The organism is Brevundimonas sp. P2_A6 (assembly GCF_056404975.1).
This window is the reverse complement of record NZ_JBFUCZ010000004.1, coordinates 225,036-237,176: the sequence shown is the minus strand read 5'-3', so window position 1 is coordinate 237,176 and position 12,141 is coordinate 225,036. Positions and strand designations below refer to the sequence as shown.

Annotated in this window: 10 protein-coding genes; 6 read left to right on the top strand and 4 right to left on the bottom strand. The window is 66.5% G+C overall.

The annotated features are described in order from the left end of the window. Positions 1-19: 19 nt before the first annotated feature. The 3 genes from AC1DW4_RS12105 to AC1DW4_RS12095 are packed head-to-tail and all read right to left on the bottom strand — an operon-like array spanning position 20 to position 3,483. Positions 20-1,456, bottom strand: a complete 1,437-nt coding sequence (locus AC1DW4_RS12105; RefSeq protein WP_477017516.1) for a flagellar hook-basal body complex protein — start codon at positions 1,454-1,456, stop codon at positions 20-22. 46 nt (positions 1,457-1,502) lie between these two features. Next, positions 1,503-2,168 carry a flagellar hook assembly protein FlgD gene (locus AC1DW4_RS12100; RefSeq protein WP_477017515.1) on the bottom strand — a complete coding sequence of 222 codons (666 nt, stop codon included), beginning with the start codon at positions 2,166-2,168 and terminating at the stop codon, positions 1,503-1,505. Between the two features lie 4 nt (positions 2,169-2,172). Next, positions 2,173-3,483 carry a flagellar hook-length control protein FliK gene (locus tag AC1DW4_RS12095; protein WP_477017514.1) on the bottom strand — a complete coding sequence of 437 codons (1,311 nt, stop codon included), beginning with the start codon at positions 3,481-3,483 and terminating at the stop codon, positions 2,173-2,175. A 373-nt stretch (positions 3,484-3,856) separates the two neighbouring features. On the opposite strand from AC1DW4_RS12095, the gene flgK reads away from it, so the two are divergent. Both flgK and AC1DW4_RS12085 read left to right on the top strand, forming a co-directional pair. After that, positions 3,857-5,980, top strand: coding sequence for a flagellar hook-associated protein FlgK (gene flgK, locus AC1DW4_RS12090; RefSeq protein WP_477017513.1), 2,124 nt, complete (start codon positions 3,857-3,859; stop codon positions 5,978-5,980). Continuing rightward, positions 5,977-6,906: a flagellin gene (locus tag AC1DW4_RS12085; RefSeq protein ID WP_477017512.1), complete on the top strand. Its 930-nt coding sequence runs from the start codon at positions 5,977-5,979 to the stop codon at positions 6,904-6,906. The genes flgK and AC1DW4_RS12085 overlap by 4 nt, the downstream gene beginning before the upstream one ends. On the opposite strand, the gene AC1DW4_RS12080 is transcribed toward AC1DW4_RS12085, so the two are convergent. Further along, the gene (locus tag AC1DW4_RS12080; protein WP_477017511.1) at positions 6,894-7,301 is read right to left on the bottom strand and encodes a GIY-YIG nuclease family protein; all 408 of its coding nucleotides are present in this window, start codon (positions 7,299-7,301) and stop codon (positions 6,894-6,896) included. The two genes, AC1DW4_RS12085 and AC1DW4_RS12080, sit on opposite strands and share 13 nt — an antisense overlap. Before the next feature lie 116 nt (positions 7,302-7,417). Here AC1DW4_RS12080 and AC1DW4_RS12075 point away from each other — a divergent pair, with 116 nt between their 5' ends. The 4 genes from AC1DW4_RS12075 to AC1DW4_RS12060 all read left to right on the top strand — a co-directional run bounded on the left by AC1DW4_RS12075 (position 7,418) and on the right by AC1DW4_RS12060 (position 12,136). After that, positions 7,418-8,659, top strand: a complete 1,242-nt coding sequence (locus AC1DW4_RS12075) for a putative DNA modification/repair radical SAM protein (RefSeq protein WP_477017510.1) — start codon at positions 7,418-7,420, stop codon at positions 8,657-8,659. Position 8,660: 1 nt separating this feature from the next. Further along, on the top strand, positions 8,661-10,106 hold the full coding sequence (locus tag AC1DW4_RS12070; protein ID WP_477017509.1) for a UdgX family uracil-DNA binding protein: 1,446 nt from the start codon (positions 8,661-8,663) through the stop codon (positions 10,104-10,106). A 105-nt stretch (positions 10,107-10,211) separates the two neighbouring features. Further along, positions 10,212-11,330 (top strand): MlaE family ABC transporter permease, encoded by a 1,119-nt coding sequence (locus tag AC1DW4_RS12065; protein ID WP_477017508.1) that lies wholly within the window; start codon positions 10,212-10,214, stop codon positions 11,328-11,330. Then, on the top strand, positions 11,327-12,136 hold the full coding sequence (locus AC1DW4_RS12060; RefSeq protein ID WP_477017507.1) for an ABC transporter ATP-binding protein: 810 nt from the start codon (positions 11,327-11,329) through the stop codon (positions 12,134-12,136). The genes AC1DW4_RS12065 and AC1DW4_RS12060 overlap by 4 nt, the downstream gene beginning before the upstream one ends. The last annotated feature ends 5 nt before the right edge of the window (positions 12,137-12,141 follow it).

Here is a 12,141-nt window from a genome sequence, read left to right as displayed (position 1 = left end):
ACGGACCGTTACTTGGCGATCAGCGTTTGATGCTGATCAGTTCGGCCAGCATCTCGTCGGCCGTGGTGATGATCTTCGACGATGCCGAATAGGCGCGCTGGGTGGTGATCAGGCCGGTGAACTCGGCCGACAGATCGACGGTCGAGGCCTCCAGCTGCGACGCGCCGATCAGGCCCGCGCCGCCCGCGCCGGGGGTCTTCAGGTTGTAGGTGCCCGAGCCCTGGCTGACGCGATAGGCGTTGCCGGTGGCCGAGGTCAGGCTGTCGGCGCTGGTGAAGGTGGCCAGGGCGACCTGGGCGATGCGGCGGGTCACGCCGTTGTCGAAAATGGCGGTGACATAGCCCTCCTCGTCGATCTCGATGTTCGACAGGTTGCCGAAGGCGGTGCCGTTGGTGACCACCGCCTGGACGATGGAGTCCGAGTCGTATTGGGTCAGGCCGCCGGCCGAGGCCGTCAGGTCGAATGAAACGGTCTGGTCGTCGATGCCGAGCGAGGTCTTCCACTTCGGCGCGGCGGCGGTTCCGGCGGCGGCATCGGAGGCCCCGAGGGTGATGGAGGCGGTCGAGGGATCGGCGAACAGCATGGATCCGGGGGTCGCCGTCTCGCGGGCCTTCATGGCGTCGATGTCGAGGCGACCATCCTGGGTGAACAGGACCAGTCCCGACTTCAGAATGCCGTTCGACGGCGTCGTGCCATTGTCGATGTCGGAGGCCGGGATGACGTGGACCTCAGCCTGCCATTCGTTGGGATTGGCGGTCTTGAGGAAAGAATAGGCCACCGTGCGCTGGCCGCCCTTGGAGTCCGAGACGGGGACGGTGATCTGGAAGTCGGGCTTGAAGCCGGTACCCGCCGTAGCGTCATACGTGGACATGGACTTGGTCGCGGTCGAATAGGTCGCGATATCGGCTGACACGGCCTGACTGGATTTGAGGTTGGCGTTCAACTGAGCGCGTGTCGTGGCCTCGGCCGTGCCGCCGACCGAGCCGACGTTGATCGAGGTCAGCTTGTTCAGATCCGACGGGTCGGTGGGGATGTCGCCCTCGGCGTTGACGGGCCAGCCCTGCAGGTAAAGGCCGGCCGTATTCTTCAGATAACCGAAGTTATCGACCCGGAAGGCTCCCGCGCGTGTGAACAGACGGGCGTCGCCGGCGTCCAGCCCTTCGGCCTTTTCCGTGGTGACGAAGAAGCCCTGGCCCGCGATGCCGAGGTCCGTCGAGGATGTCGTGCGCTGCAGCTGACCGCCCTGGGCGATGTAGTTCCTGGTATTGGCCAGGACGCCGCCGGCGGAGTAGCCCGCGCCCTGGCTCTGGGAGTTGACCACAGTCGAGAACTCGGCGGCGGTGCGCTTGTAGCCGACCGTGTTCACGTTCGCGATATTCTGGGAGATCGCGGCCAGTGCGGCGGAGTTGGCGGTCAGGCCGGACACGCCAGCGAGAAGGGCGGAGTTGATGCTCACGAGGTGGGCTCCTTACAAAACGCGAAAAAAGAGAGGGCGGCGGCGGTCATGTCTCGGGGTGATCCTTGACGCCGATGACCGAGGACAGCGGCACCAGCGAAGCGCCGATGGTCAGGTAGGGGACGCCGTCGGCGAGCTCGACGCCCGTGACCTTGCCCTGGGTGAGGACCTGGGCCGCGACGTCGTTGGTGCCGTTCTTGGCCGTGACCTTCAGGGAATACACGCCACCGTCGGGCAGCTGGCCGCCCGCCGTGGTCTTGCCGTTCCAGACGAAGTCGTGGGTGCCGGATGCGCGATCGGGCGCGGGTCCGGTCCAGACGGTTTTGCCCGCGCCGTCCACAACGCTGAGCGTCGCCTCGGACGCGGCGGCCCCCAGTTCGTAGCTCCAGTTCGCTTGGCCGCCTTCCAGCTTGGTCGCGGACCAGACGGCCGTCGCATCCTTGCCGATATAGTTGGCTGCGCCGCCCAGACCGCCGCCCTGCTGGGCCGCGAGGAGACTGGTCAGCAGGTCGTTTGTCAGCAGCTGCTGCTCCACGCCCGACATCTGGGTCAGCTGCTGGGTGAACTGGTTGGAATCCAGCGGCGACAGCGGATCCTGGTTCTTCAGTTGCGAGGTCAGCAGCTGAAGAAACGTCTCGAAATTCGAGGTCAGACTGGTCCGGCCCGCGGTGGTGCGGGTGGCGGCCTGTGTGGCTGTGACGGCGTCGACCATGGGGTCAGACCTTCATATCGACGCGCTCTGGCGTCAGGGTGAGAGACATCCAGCGGGCCGGCACGAGGCTGGCCTCCGCATCGAGGGACAGCCGCGAGGCAGCACCGAAGGCCCGGGCGGTATTGCCGCGCTGACCACGATCGAAGGCGCTTCCGTTTCCGGCCGAGGGCTCGCGCTGATCGAACGACAGGGCATCATCGGAGACGGTGAAGCCGGCATCGGTAAGCTGACGACGCAGTTCGTCCACCCGCCCGCGCAGGTCGGCGGCGGCGAGCGGATTGTCGAAGGCCAGGCGGGCCGACAGCTGGCCGTCGGCGTCGATGTCCAGGCTGACGTCGACGCGACCGAGATCGTCGGGGGTCAGGGCCATTTCGAACCGGGTCGAGCGGCCTTCCAGCGCCTTGATGACACGGGCGGCGATCTGGGCGGTGGCGTGGATCGCGCCCTGGGACAGTGTGGACAGGGCGGGGGTCGCGGCGGCGGTGGCCTGGGTGGCGCGGGTTTCGGCGGGTGTAGTGCTTTGAAGAGCCTGGGGGGGCTCGGTCGGATCGAGCTTCGTCGTGGTGGTGGCGGCTGGCTCGGCAGCGGCCTTCGCAGCGACCGGAGCGGCGTCTGTCTGCGTGGCCTGTGGTGACGGCGGGTTGGCGGTGGTGGTTGCGGCGTTGCTTTCGGGCGTCACGGTCGGGCTGTTGCCGGTGGTCGCATGAGACGCGGCGGCGTTGCCCGTCCTGGCCTGTTCGATCGTGTCGCGAAGGCGCGGGGGGGCCGATGCTTCATCGGGCAGGGCCAGGGCAGACGTTTCGGCGGTCGCGGCCTCGGGCGCAGCGTGCACGTCATCGGACAGCGTTTCCGGAGGCTTGGACCCTGCGACGGGCAGAGGCACCGGCACCGGTGCGGCCGCTGGGGGAGGAAGGGGGGCGGCGTTCACAGGCGCGGCGTCCACGGGAAGGGCTGGGACCGGGGGCGCGGCAGGAATGGTCGTACCGTCTTCCGTCGCGGTCGACGCGGCTTCGGCGGTTATCGTTGGCGCGGGTGGCGGATTTGGGACGACCGCGAGCGCCGGCACGACGGTGTTTTCGTTCGCTTCGGCCGTAACGTCTTCCGGCTTTTCGATCGCGGTGTCTGTCGCGGGGGCATCGGCCGTCTTGCCGGGCCGGGCAGGGGGAGGCGGCGTCTCCGGCGCGGTCGCTTCGTCCAGCGCGGCGGCGAAGGTGTCCAGCTGGCTCTCGGCGCGCACGGGGGCCGGTCGCCGCGAAGGTGCTGCGGTCGGGGCTGTCACGGGGACGGGGGCCGGGGCGAGAGTGGGGGCGGACATGAGGGCGGCAGGCGTTTCGCGCTGGAGACCAAGGGCGCCTGCTGCGCCGGAACATTCGGCACCGCCGTCGCAAAGGCTGGGCCAATTGCGCGTTTTGGCCACAAGTCACTGATACTATGGCGTAATCCGAGAATCGTGGCGTACGGTGCAGCCGTCAATGCCCGTCGCTTCTTGCCGCGTCTCCGTCGCTTTTTGCCCGGTGCCATGAGGGGATGCGGCGAGTGGCCCGCCGTTTGCGCGCCTGACTGACCATGACCGATGTGTCGCGTATCCAGATTAACGATTTCAAGGGGTTGGCTGACCGACAGGCCTGCCGGGCTGGGCAAGTCGCGCCTGGGCCTGGGCAGGGCTTGCCGGGCGGAGGATTGAGCCGATGAGCCTGAGTTCCATCCTGAACATCGCCAACTCGGGCCTGCAGACGGCTCAGCAACAGCTGCGCGTCGTCTCGGACAACGTCTCGAACGTCAACACGCCGGGCTACGTCCGCAAGATCGCCGAACAGACCTCGTTGACCACACAGGGTGTCGGGTCGGGGGTCGAGGTCACGCGCATCCGGCTGGCCACCGACCGGTTCCTGCAGGCCGCCTCGCTGAGCGCGGGGGCCGAGGCCGCGCGCCAGGGCGTGCGCTATGAGCTTTACGACCGCATCCAGTCGCTGTTCGGCGATCCGGGCGGCGACAGCGGCTTCTTTTCCCAGATCGACGAGGTGTTCTCGTCGTTCGCGGCCAGCGCAGAGGACCCGACGTCCGGGCCGCGCCGACAGGATGCATTGTTCAAGGCACAGGCCGTGTTCGACGAGGCGACGCGTATCTCCGGCCAGATTCAGGCCGTGCGCGAAGACGCCGACGGCCGTCTGCAGAGCGCGGTCGAAAAGGCCAACGGCCTGCTGCAACAGATCGAGACCCTGAACAGCGACATCGCGCGCGCGACCGTGCTGAACGGTGACGCATCGGGTGCGCAGACACAGCAGGCGCGGCTGGTGGACGAACTCTCGAGCCTGCTGGACGTGCAGGTCACGCAACGGTCGGTCGGGGGGGTCTCGATCCGCACCGGGGCCGGCGTGCAGCTAGCCGGTAACGGCGCGGCGACGCTGGAGTACCACCGGGCCGGCACGGTCAATGCCGAGACCAGTTTCAACGACATCTACGTCACCGAGAAGGGCGGCACGCCGCGCGCCCTGGCCGACGGGCTGAAGTCGGGCGAGATCAAAGGCCTTCTGGAGCTGCGCGACACCGAAGCCCCGGCCACCGCCGAGCGGCTGGCTGAACTGGTCACCCATGTCGCCGACGAGTTGAACCGTGCGCACAATGCGAATGCGTCGGTCCCGCCCCCGACCACCCTGACGGGGCGAAATGTCGGCCAGGCGCTGGATACGGCCCTGACCGGCTTCACGGGCAAGACGACGATCGCGGTGGTCAACCCGACGACGGGAGCGATCGCGACCCGGGCCGACATCGTCTTTTCTGGCTCCACCCTGACGATCAACGGGGCGGCCTCCACGCCCGCGAACTTCCTGACCGACCTGAACACGGCGCTGGGTGGCGCAGCGACGGCGAGCTTCGCCAACGGGTCGCTGAAGATCACGGCGGCAGGCACCAACGGGGTCGCCATCGCCGACGATCCGACGACACCGAGCAACAAGGCCGGGCGCGGGTTCTCGCACTATTTCGGTCTGAACGACCTGGTCTCGGCGGAACGGCCGGCGCTTTACGACACGGGGCTGACGACCGGTTCGCAGCACGGTTTCACGCCCGGAGAAACGCTGACGTTCCGGTTCACCAGCGAGACCGGCTCTCGGCTGCGCGACATCCAGGTCGCGGTACCGTCGGGGACGGGAACGGTCGGCGAACTGATCACTCAGCTGAACAGCACGACGAATGGCGTGGGGCGCTACGGCACCTTCGCGCTGGATGGGTCGGGTGAGCTGAAGTTCACCGCGTTTGGCGATCCGGCACCGAAACTGAGCGTGCTGGCGGACACCACTGTCCAGGTCCCGTCGGGCGTGTCGGTGACCGAGCTGTTTGGTATCGGTGGCGGCGTCCGGGCGTCGCGCGCGGACGGGTTCAAAATCCGGACGGATATCCAGCAGAGCCCATCGAAACTGGCGCTGGCGCAGCTGAATCTGTCGGCGGCGGCGGGGACGGCGGCGCTGAGCGCGGGCGACGGGCGAGGCGCGCTGCTGCTCGCCGATGCCGGTCAGGTAACCTCGAAGTTCTCGGCCGCCGGGACCAGCCCGGGCGGCAATCTGTCGGTGTCGCGCTACGCATCCGAACTCTCGGGGGAGATCGGGGGAACGGCGGCGGCGGCCAAGACCCGCCAGCAGAGCGCCCAGGCCCTGGCCACCGAGGCTGACGCCCGACAGTCGAACTATGAGGGCGTCAATCTGGACGAGGAACTGGTCCTGATGACGACCTATCAGCAGGCCTTCAACGCCTCCGCCCGCCTGATCCAGGCGGCGCAGGACATGTACGACACGCTTCTGGGGATGGTGCGATGAGCCGCGTTTCGACCACGGGCAACTTCCAGTCCGCCCTGCTGAACCTGATGGCGTCGCAGCAGCAGCAGGCCGATGCGGCCAACCGCGTCTCGACCCAGAAGAACGCGACGGACCTGACCGGCTTCGGCCGCAGCTCCGAGACCCTGACCGCGCTGAAGGCCGCCTCCAGCCGGGTGCAGGGCTTCATCGACACGGGCGAGGTCGTGGGGGCCCGTCTGGAAGCGCAGGACCTGGCGTTGAACCAGGTGATCGACGGCATCGGGGGAGCGCGCGAGGCCATCGGCGGTGTCCTGGCGTCGGATTCGGCGGGCACCTTGCTGTTGGAGCTGGAAGGACAGTTTGCCTCCGTCACCGGCGGGCTGAATGCGCGACACCAGGGCGGATATCTGTTCGGCGGGGCCAATACGACGCAGCCGCCCGTATCCGTCGCAACCCTTTCAGACCTCGCGGCCGCCCCTACCATCGCCGGCACCTTCAACAACGATACGATCAAACCGGTGTCGCGCGTGGCCGAGAACACCTCGATCGAGACGGGCTATCTGGCCAGCGATCTGGGATCGACGATTTTCCAGATCTTCAAGGACATCAAGGCCTACAACGACGATCCGGCGACGGGTCCGCTGAACGGCAAACCGACCGACGCGCAGAAGGCCTTTCTGACCGCCCAGCTGTCGCGGCTGGATGCGGCCAAGACCGCCGCGGTGGACGTGGCGTCGCGCAACGGCTCGCTGCAGAAGCGGGTCGAACAGATTGGACTGAGCCACACCGCGCAGCTGACCTCGCTGGATGAAATGGTCTCCAAGCGGACGGACGCGGACCTGGCCAAGGCGGTGACCGACCTGCAACTGTCGCAGATCGCGGTCCAGGCCAGCGCCCAGGTGGTCAGCCAGCTGCGGGACGTCAGCCTGCTGAACTATCTGAAGTAGGGTGCCGCAGCCTGGTCGGCATCATCCTCCTTGGCCAGGTTGGCGAGGAAGGCCGCCACCCCTCCGTCATCCTTGGACTTGATCCGAGGATCGGACGCTTCACCAAGAAGAAAAGGAAAGAGGTCGCACCAATCTGGATTGCGACGCTCGATGAGCTGCATCTTCCACGGGCGGTTCCAGCGCTTCAATTGCCGTTCTCGATGAATGGCGCTGACCATGAGTTCGTGCGGCTCGTACCAGACGAGCATTCCGCAATGGTATTTTTTGGTGAAGCCATTGATAGCTTCGCTGCGATGCTGATGGCCGCGGCGATAAAGGTCGCTGGTCGAGCCGATGTAGATCACACCGAACGGGCGGCTAGCCATGATGTACGTCGCGATGAAGGGGCGTTCCATAAATCCGGCTCGCTGAACGTCCGATCCTCGGGTCAAGCCCGAGGATGACGGGGGGGAAGGTCGTGCGTCGTTTGTGCTCTAGCCATTTTCCCCCAATGAGAACATAATGGCAACATATGGCTCAGCTCGATCTCAGGCGGAAACTGTCGGTGTTGGCCGACGCGGCGAAATACGATGCATCGTGCGCATCGTCCGGGACGTCGAAACGCGATTCAAAAGACGGCAAGGGCGTCGGATCGACCGAGGGAATGGGCATTTGTCACGCCTATACGCCGGACGGACGGTGCGTGAGTTTGCTGAAGATCCTGCTGACTAACTTCTGCATCTACGACTGCGTCTACTGCATCAACCGGACCTCCTCGAACGTGCAGCGGGCACGGTTCAGTGTGGACGAGGTGGTCGAGCTGACGCTGAACTTCTATCGCCGGAACTATATCGAGGGTCTGTTCCTGTCGTCGGGGATCATCCGGTCGGGCGACTATACGATGGAGCAGATGGTGCTGGTGGCCAAGACCCTGCGGGAGGAGCACGACTTTCGCGGCTATATCCATCTGAAGCTGATCCCCGAGGCCGATCCGAAGCTGGTGGCGGAGGCGGGGCTGTATGCCGACCGTCTGTCGGCCAACGTGGAACTGCCTCGAGACGAGGCCATGGGCCGGTTCGCGCCGCAGAAGGACGTTGGTGTCATCAAGAAGGCCATGGCCGACGTGCGCCGCTCGGTCGAGGCGGCCCGGCCGGGCAAGAAGGATCGGGCCAAGCCGCCGAAGTTCGCGCCGGCCGGGCAGTCGACGCAGTTGATTATCGGAGCGGACGGCGCGCCGGACACCGAGATCATCGACCGGTCAGCCTCGCTGTATGGGGGTTATGGCCTGCGCCGCGTCTATTATTCCGCCTTTTCGCCCATTCCGGATTCCAGCGCGGCCCTGCCGCTGTCGAAGCCGCCTCTGATGCGCGAGCACCGGCTGTATCAGGCGGACTGGCTGATGCGGTTCTATGGCTTTTCGCCGCCCGAGATCGGGGAGGCGACGACGGACGGAATGCTGGACCTGGCCATCGATCCGAAGCTGGCGTGGGCCCTGAACCGGCGCGAGCGCTTTCCGGTGAACGTGAACACCGCCCCGCGCGAGGATTTGTTGCGCGTGCCGGGGCTGGGCGTGAAATCCGTCAACCGGATGATTTCTATCCGCAGATACCGGACTTTGAGGCTGGAGGATGTGGCACGGCTGTGTCGCGGCATCGACAAGGTTCGCCCCTTCATCACGGCGCTGGACTGGACCCCCGGTGGGCTGACGGACGTGGCGGACCTGCGTGCGCGGCTGGTCCCGGAACCGAAGGCGGCGCAACTGAGCTTGTTCTGAGATGGCGACCGCGGAACTGGCCCATGAGACGGATTTCGACGACTGGCGTGCGGCCGCGCGGCGGTTCCGGCTGGGGGGCGTCGAACCGGCGTCGGCCCGGTTCGTGGTGTCAGGTGGGGAGGGGTCCGGGTCGCTGTTCGACGACGGCCCGGTCATCCCGTCGGACCGGCCGCAGGAAACCGCCTTTACCGTGCCCAAGGCCTTCGTCGATATGGCCAGGGAGGTGATCCTGCATCGGTCGGCGGACCGGTTCGACCTGATGTACCGGATGCTGTGGCGGCTGCGGGAGGAGCCGGACCTGATGAAGGTCACGTCGGACGCCGATGTCGCCGACGCCCTGGAGCGGGCCAAGAACGTCAGTCGCGCCTCGCACAAGATGAAGGCCTTCGTCCGGTTCCGGCTGGTGCACGACGCCGAGGGCGAGGCCTATGTCGCCTGGCTCGAACCCGCGCATCGGGTGCTGGAAAAGACCGCGCCCTTTTTCGTGCGCCGGTTCGCCAGCATGCGGTGGTCGATCCTGACGCCGGAGGGCTCGGCCTTCTGGGATGGCGACAGCCTGACGTTCGGTCCCGGCGCGCGGCCCGAAGACGCGCCGAAGGACGACGAGATCGAGGAATTCTGGAAGACCTATTATGCCTCGACCTTCAATCCGGCGCGGCTGAAGACCAAGACCATGCAGGGCGAGATGCCCAAGCGGTACTGGAAGAACCTGCCCGAGGCCTCGCTGATACCGGAACTGATCGCGGCTTCGCGCGATCGGACCGAGATGATGGTTGATCGCGCGCCGTCGCAGCCGAACGCGAAGCTGGCCGCAGCGGTCGCGCCCGACGCGCCTGGCGGCGGTCTGGACGATCAACGCATCGTCTCCGATCCGGGCGAACTGGGACAGGCGATCCAGGGCTGTCGCCGCTGCCCGCTGTGGCGCGATGCGACGCAGGGGGTCTGTGGCGTCGGGCCGGTGGGGGCCAGGCTGATGATCGTCGGCGAACAGCCGGGGGATCAGGAGGATCTTGCGGGTCTGCCCTTCGTGGGGCCGGCGGGACAGGTGATGGACGCGGCGCTGGAGGAGGCCGGAATCGACCGGTCGGACGTCTACGTCACCAATGCCGTCAAGCATTTCAAGCACGAACCACGCGGCAAGCGGCGGTTGCACAAGACCCCGAACGCGGGCGAGGTCACAGCCTGTCGCTGGTGGCTGGATCAGGAGCGCGTCCTGGTCAAGCCCAGCCTGATCCTGACGCTGGGCGCGACGGCGGCATTTGCCGTTTTGAATCAAAAGGTCGCCGTGACGAAGGCGCGGGGGGAACCTTTGCCGTTGCCGGACGGTTCTCGGGCCATGGTCACGGTTCACCCCTCCTATCTGCTGCGACTTCCAGACGAAGACGCAAAGGTCCGCGAACGCGCCGCCTTCGTGCGCGATCTGGTCAAGGTCCGAGCGCTGCTCTGACCCGATGCACCGCTTGTGGCTCAACAATGACGCCTGCCGAACCATGTGCGCCGGGTCCTGGCGCGGGGCATGGGCGATTCGGTCGCGCTCCGCTATGGAGGGCGAATGAGCAGCGCTGACTTCCAGATCGACGATGCGAAGGGTGGCGGCTCCGTCCTGCGTCTGACGGGCGACTGGACGACGATGTCGCTGGGTCGGACAGCCGGTCGGCTGTCGGACGGGCTATCGGGCCGGACAATCCAGTCAGTCGATCTCAGCGAGCTTGGACGGTTCGATACCGCCGGTGCGCTGGCCCTGGTTCAGGCGTCGGACCTGACCCTGCCCAAGGACGCCTGGAGCGCACGGCCGGAGGCGGGTCGCATCTACGACATGGTTGAGACGCTGGAGCGCAAGTCGATGCCGGCCCCCAAGCGGCAGGCCTCGCTGACCCGCATGTTCGCCCGGATGGGCCACGGCGTGCACGACGCGGCGGCCGAGTTCCTGCTGTCCATGGCCTTCCTGGGGCGGTTGATGGCGGCGACCGGCAATGCGCTGCGGCACCCCGGCGCGATCCGCTGGCCCGCGTGGGTCAGCCAGGGCGAGCGGTCGGGGCTGGACGCCATGCCGATCATCGCGGTGACCAACTTCTTCATCGGTGCCGTGATCGCCTTTCTGGGCGCCGATCTGCTGACCCAGTTCGGGGCCGGGGTTTTCGCGGTCGATCTGATCGGTGTGTCGATCTTGCGCGAACTGGCGGTGCTGATCACCGCCATCCTGCTGGCCGGACGGTCCGCATCGTCGTTCGCGGCCGAGGTCGGGTCGATGCGGATGAACCAGGAGGTGGACGCCATGCAGGTGATGGGCGTCGATCCGTTCCAGGCGCTGGTGATCCCGCGTCTGGCGGCCATGCTGGTGATGCTGCCCCTGCTGACGTTCGTCGGCATGATCGCGGGCCTGTTTGGCGGGCTTATCGTGACGTGGAGCCAGCTGGCGCTGGGGCCGGCCTTTTTCCTGCAGCGCATGGTCGATACGCCCGACATGTTCACCCACATGATGGTGGGACTGTCCAAGGCACCCGTGTTCGCCATCGTCATCGCCGCCATCGGCTGTCGCCAGGGCCTGGCTGTGTCGGGCGATGTCGAGAGCCTGGGTCGGCGCGTGACGGCAGCCGTGGTGCAGGCCATCTTCGCCATCATCTTCCTCGATGCCGTGTTCGCCCTCGTCTATCTGCAGCTCGACATATGACAGACCAGCCCGCTACCCGGCCCGCGAACGACGCGGCGAAAAAGACAGAGGTCTTGATCGAGGTGCGTGGTCTGCGCAGCCAGTTCGGCGAGCAGGTGATCCATGACAACCTCGATCTGGACGTGGTCCGGGGAGAGGTGCTGGGCGTCGTCGGCGGCTCCGGCACCGGCAAGACGGTGTTGCTGAACACCATCATTGGTCTGAAGGAACCCGACGGCGGCACCGTGAAGATCTTCGGTCACGACACGGGCGACCTGTCGGAGGCCGACAGCGCCGACATCGAACGCCGCACGGGCGTGCTGTTCCAGCAGGGGGCTCTGTTCAGCTCGCTGAGCGTGCTCGACAACGTCGCATCCCCGATGGTCGAACATACGAAACTTCCCAAAGACACCATCCGCGAACTGGCGGAGATGAAGATCGCCATGGTCGGGCTGAAACCCGAAAGCCATCACCAGAAGCCGGCCGAACTGTCGGGCGGGATGCGAAAGCGCGTCGGCCTGGCCCGCGCCCTGTCGCTGGATCCCGAGCTGCTTTTCCTGGACGAGCCGACGGCGGGGCTGGATCCGATCGGGGCCGCGGCCTTCGACGAACTGATCAGGAAGCTGTCGGACGACCTGGGTCTGACCGTCTTCATGATCACCCACGACCTCGATAGCCTGTATGCCATCTGCGACAAGGTCGCGGTGCTGGCCGACAAGCGGGTGGTGGAAAAGGCCACGGTGCAGGAACTGGAGAAATCCGACCACCCGTGGATCAAGGAATACTTCCTGGGGCCGCGCGGTCGCGCCGCCACCAAGGCTGCGTAGGACGA

Bases quoted from the DNA above. Each gene is read 5' to 3' on its own strand.
- AC1DW4_RS12100 (WP_477017515.1), bottom strand. From the start codon at position 2,168: ATGGTCGACGCCGTCACAGCCACACAGGCCGCCACCCGCACCACCGCG.
- AC1DW4_RS12095 (WP_477017514.1), bottom strand. From the start codon at position 3,483: ATGTCCGCCCCCACTCTCGCCCCGGCCCCCGTCCCCGTGACAGCCCCG.
- flgK (WP_477017513.1), top strand. From the start codon at position 3,857: ATGAGCCTGAGTTCCATCCTGAACATCGCCAACTCGGGCCTGCAGACG.
- AC1DW4_RS12085 (WP_477017512.1), top strand. From the start codon at position 5,977: ATGAGCCGCGTTTCGACCACGGGCAACTTCCAGTCCGCCCTGCTGAAC.
- AC1DW4_RS12080 (WP_477017511.1), bottom strand. From the start codon at position 7,301: ATGGAACGCCCCTTCATCGCGACGTACATCATGGCTAGCCGCCCGTTC.
- AC1DW4_RS12075 (WP_477017510.1), top strand. From the start codon at position 7,418: ATGGCTCAGCTCGATCTCAGGCGGAAACTGTCGGTGTTGGCCGACGCG.
- AC1DW4_RS12070 (WP_477017509.1), top strand. From the start codon at position 8,661: ATGGCGACCGCGGAACTGGCCCATGAGACGGATTTCGACGACTGGCGT.
- AC1DW4_RS12065 (WP_477017508.1), top strand. From the start codon at position 10,212: ATGAGCAGCGCTGACTTCCAGATCGACGATGCGAAGGGTGGCGGCTCC.
- AC1DW4_RS12060 (WP_477017507.1), top strand. From the start codon at position 11,327: ATGACAGACCAGCCCGCTACCCGGCCCGCGAACGACGCGGCGAAAAAG.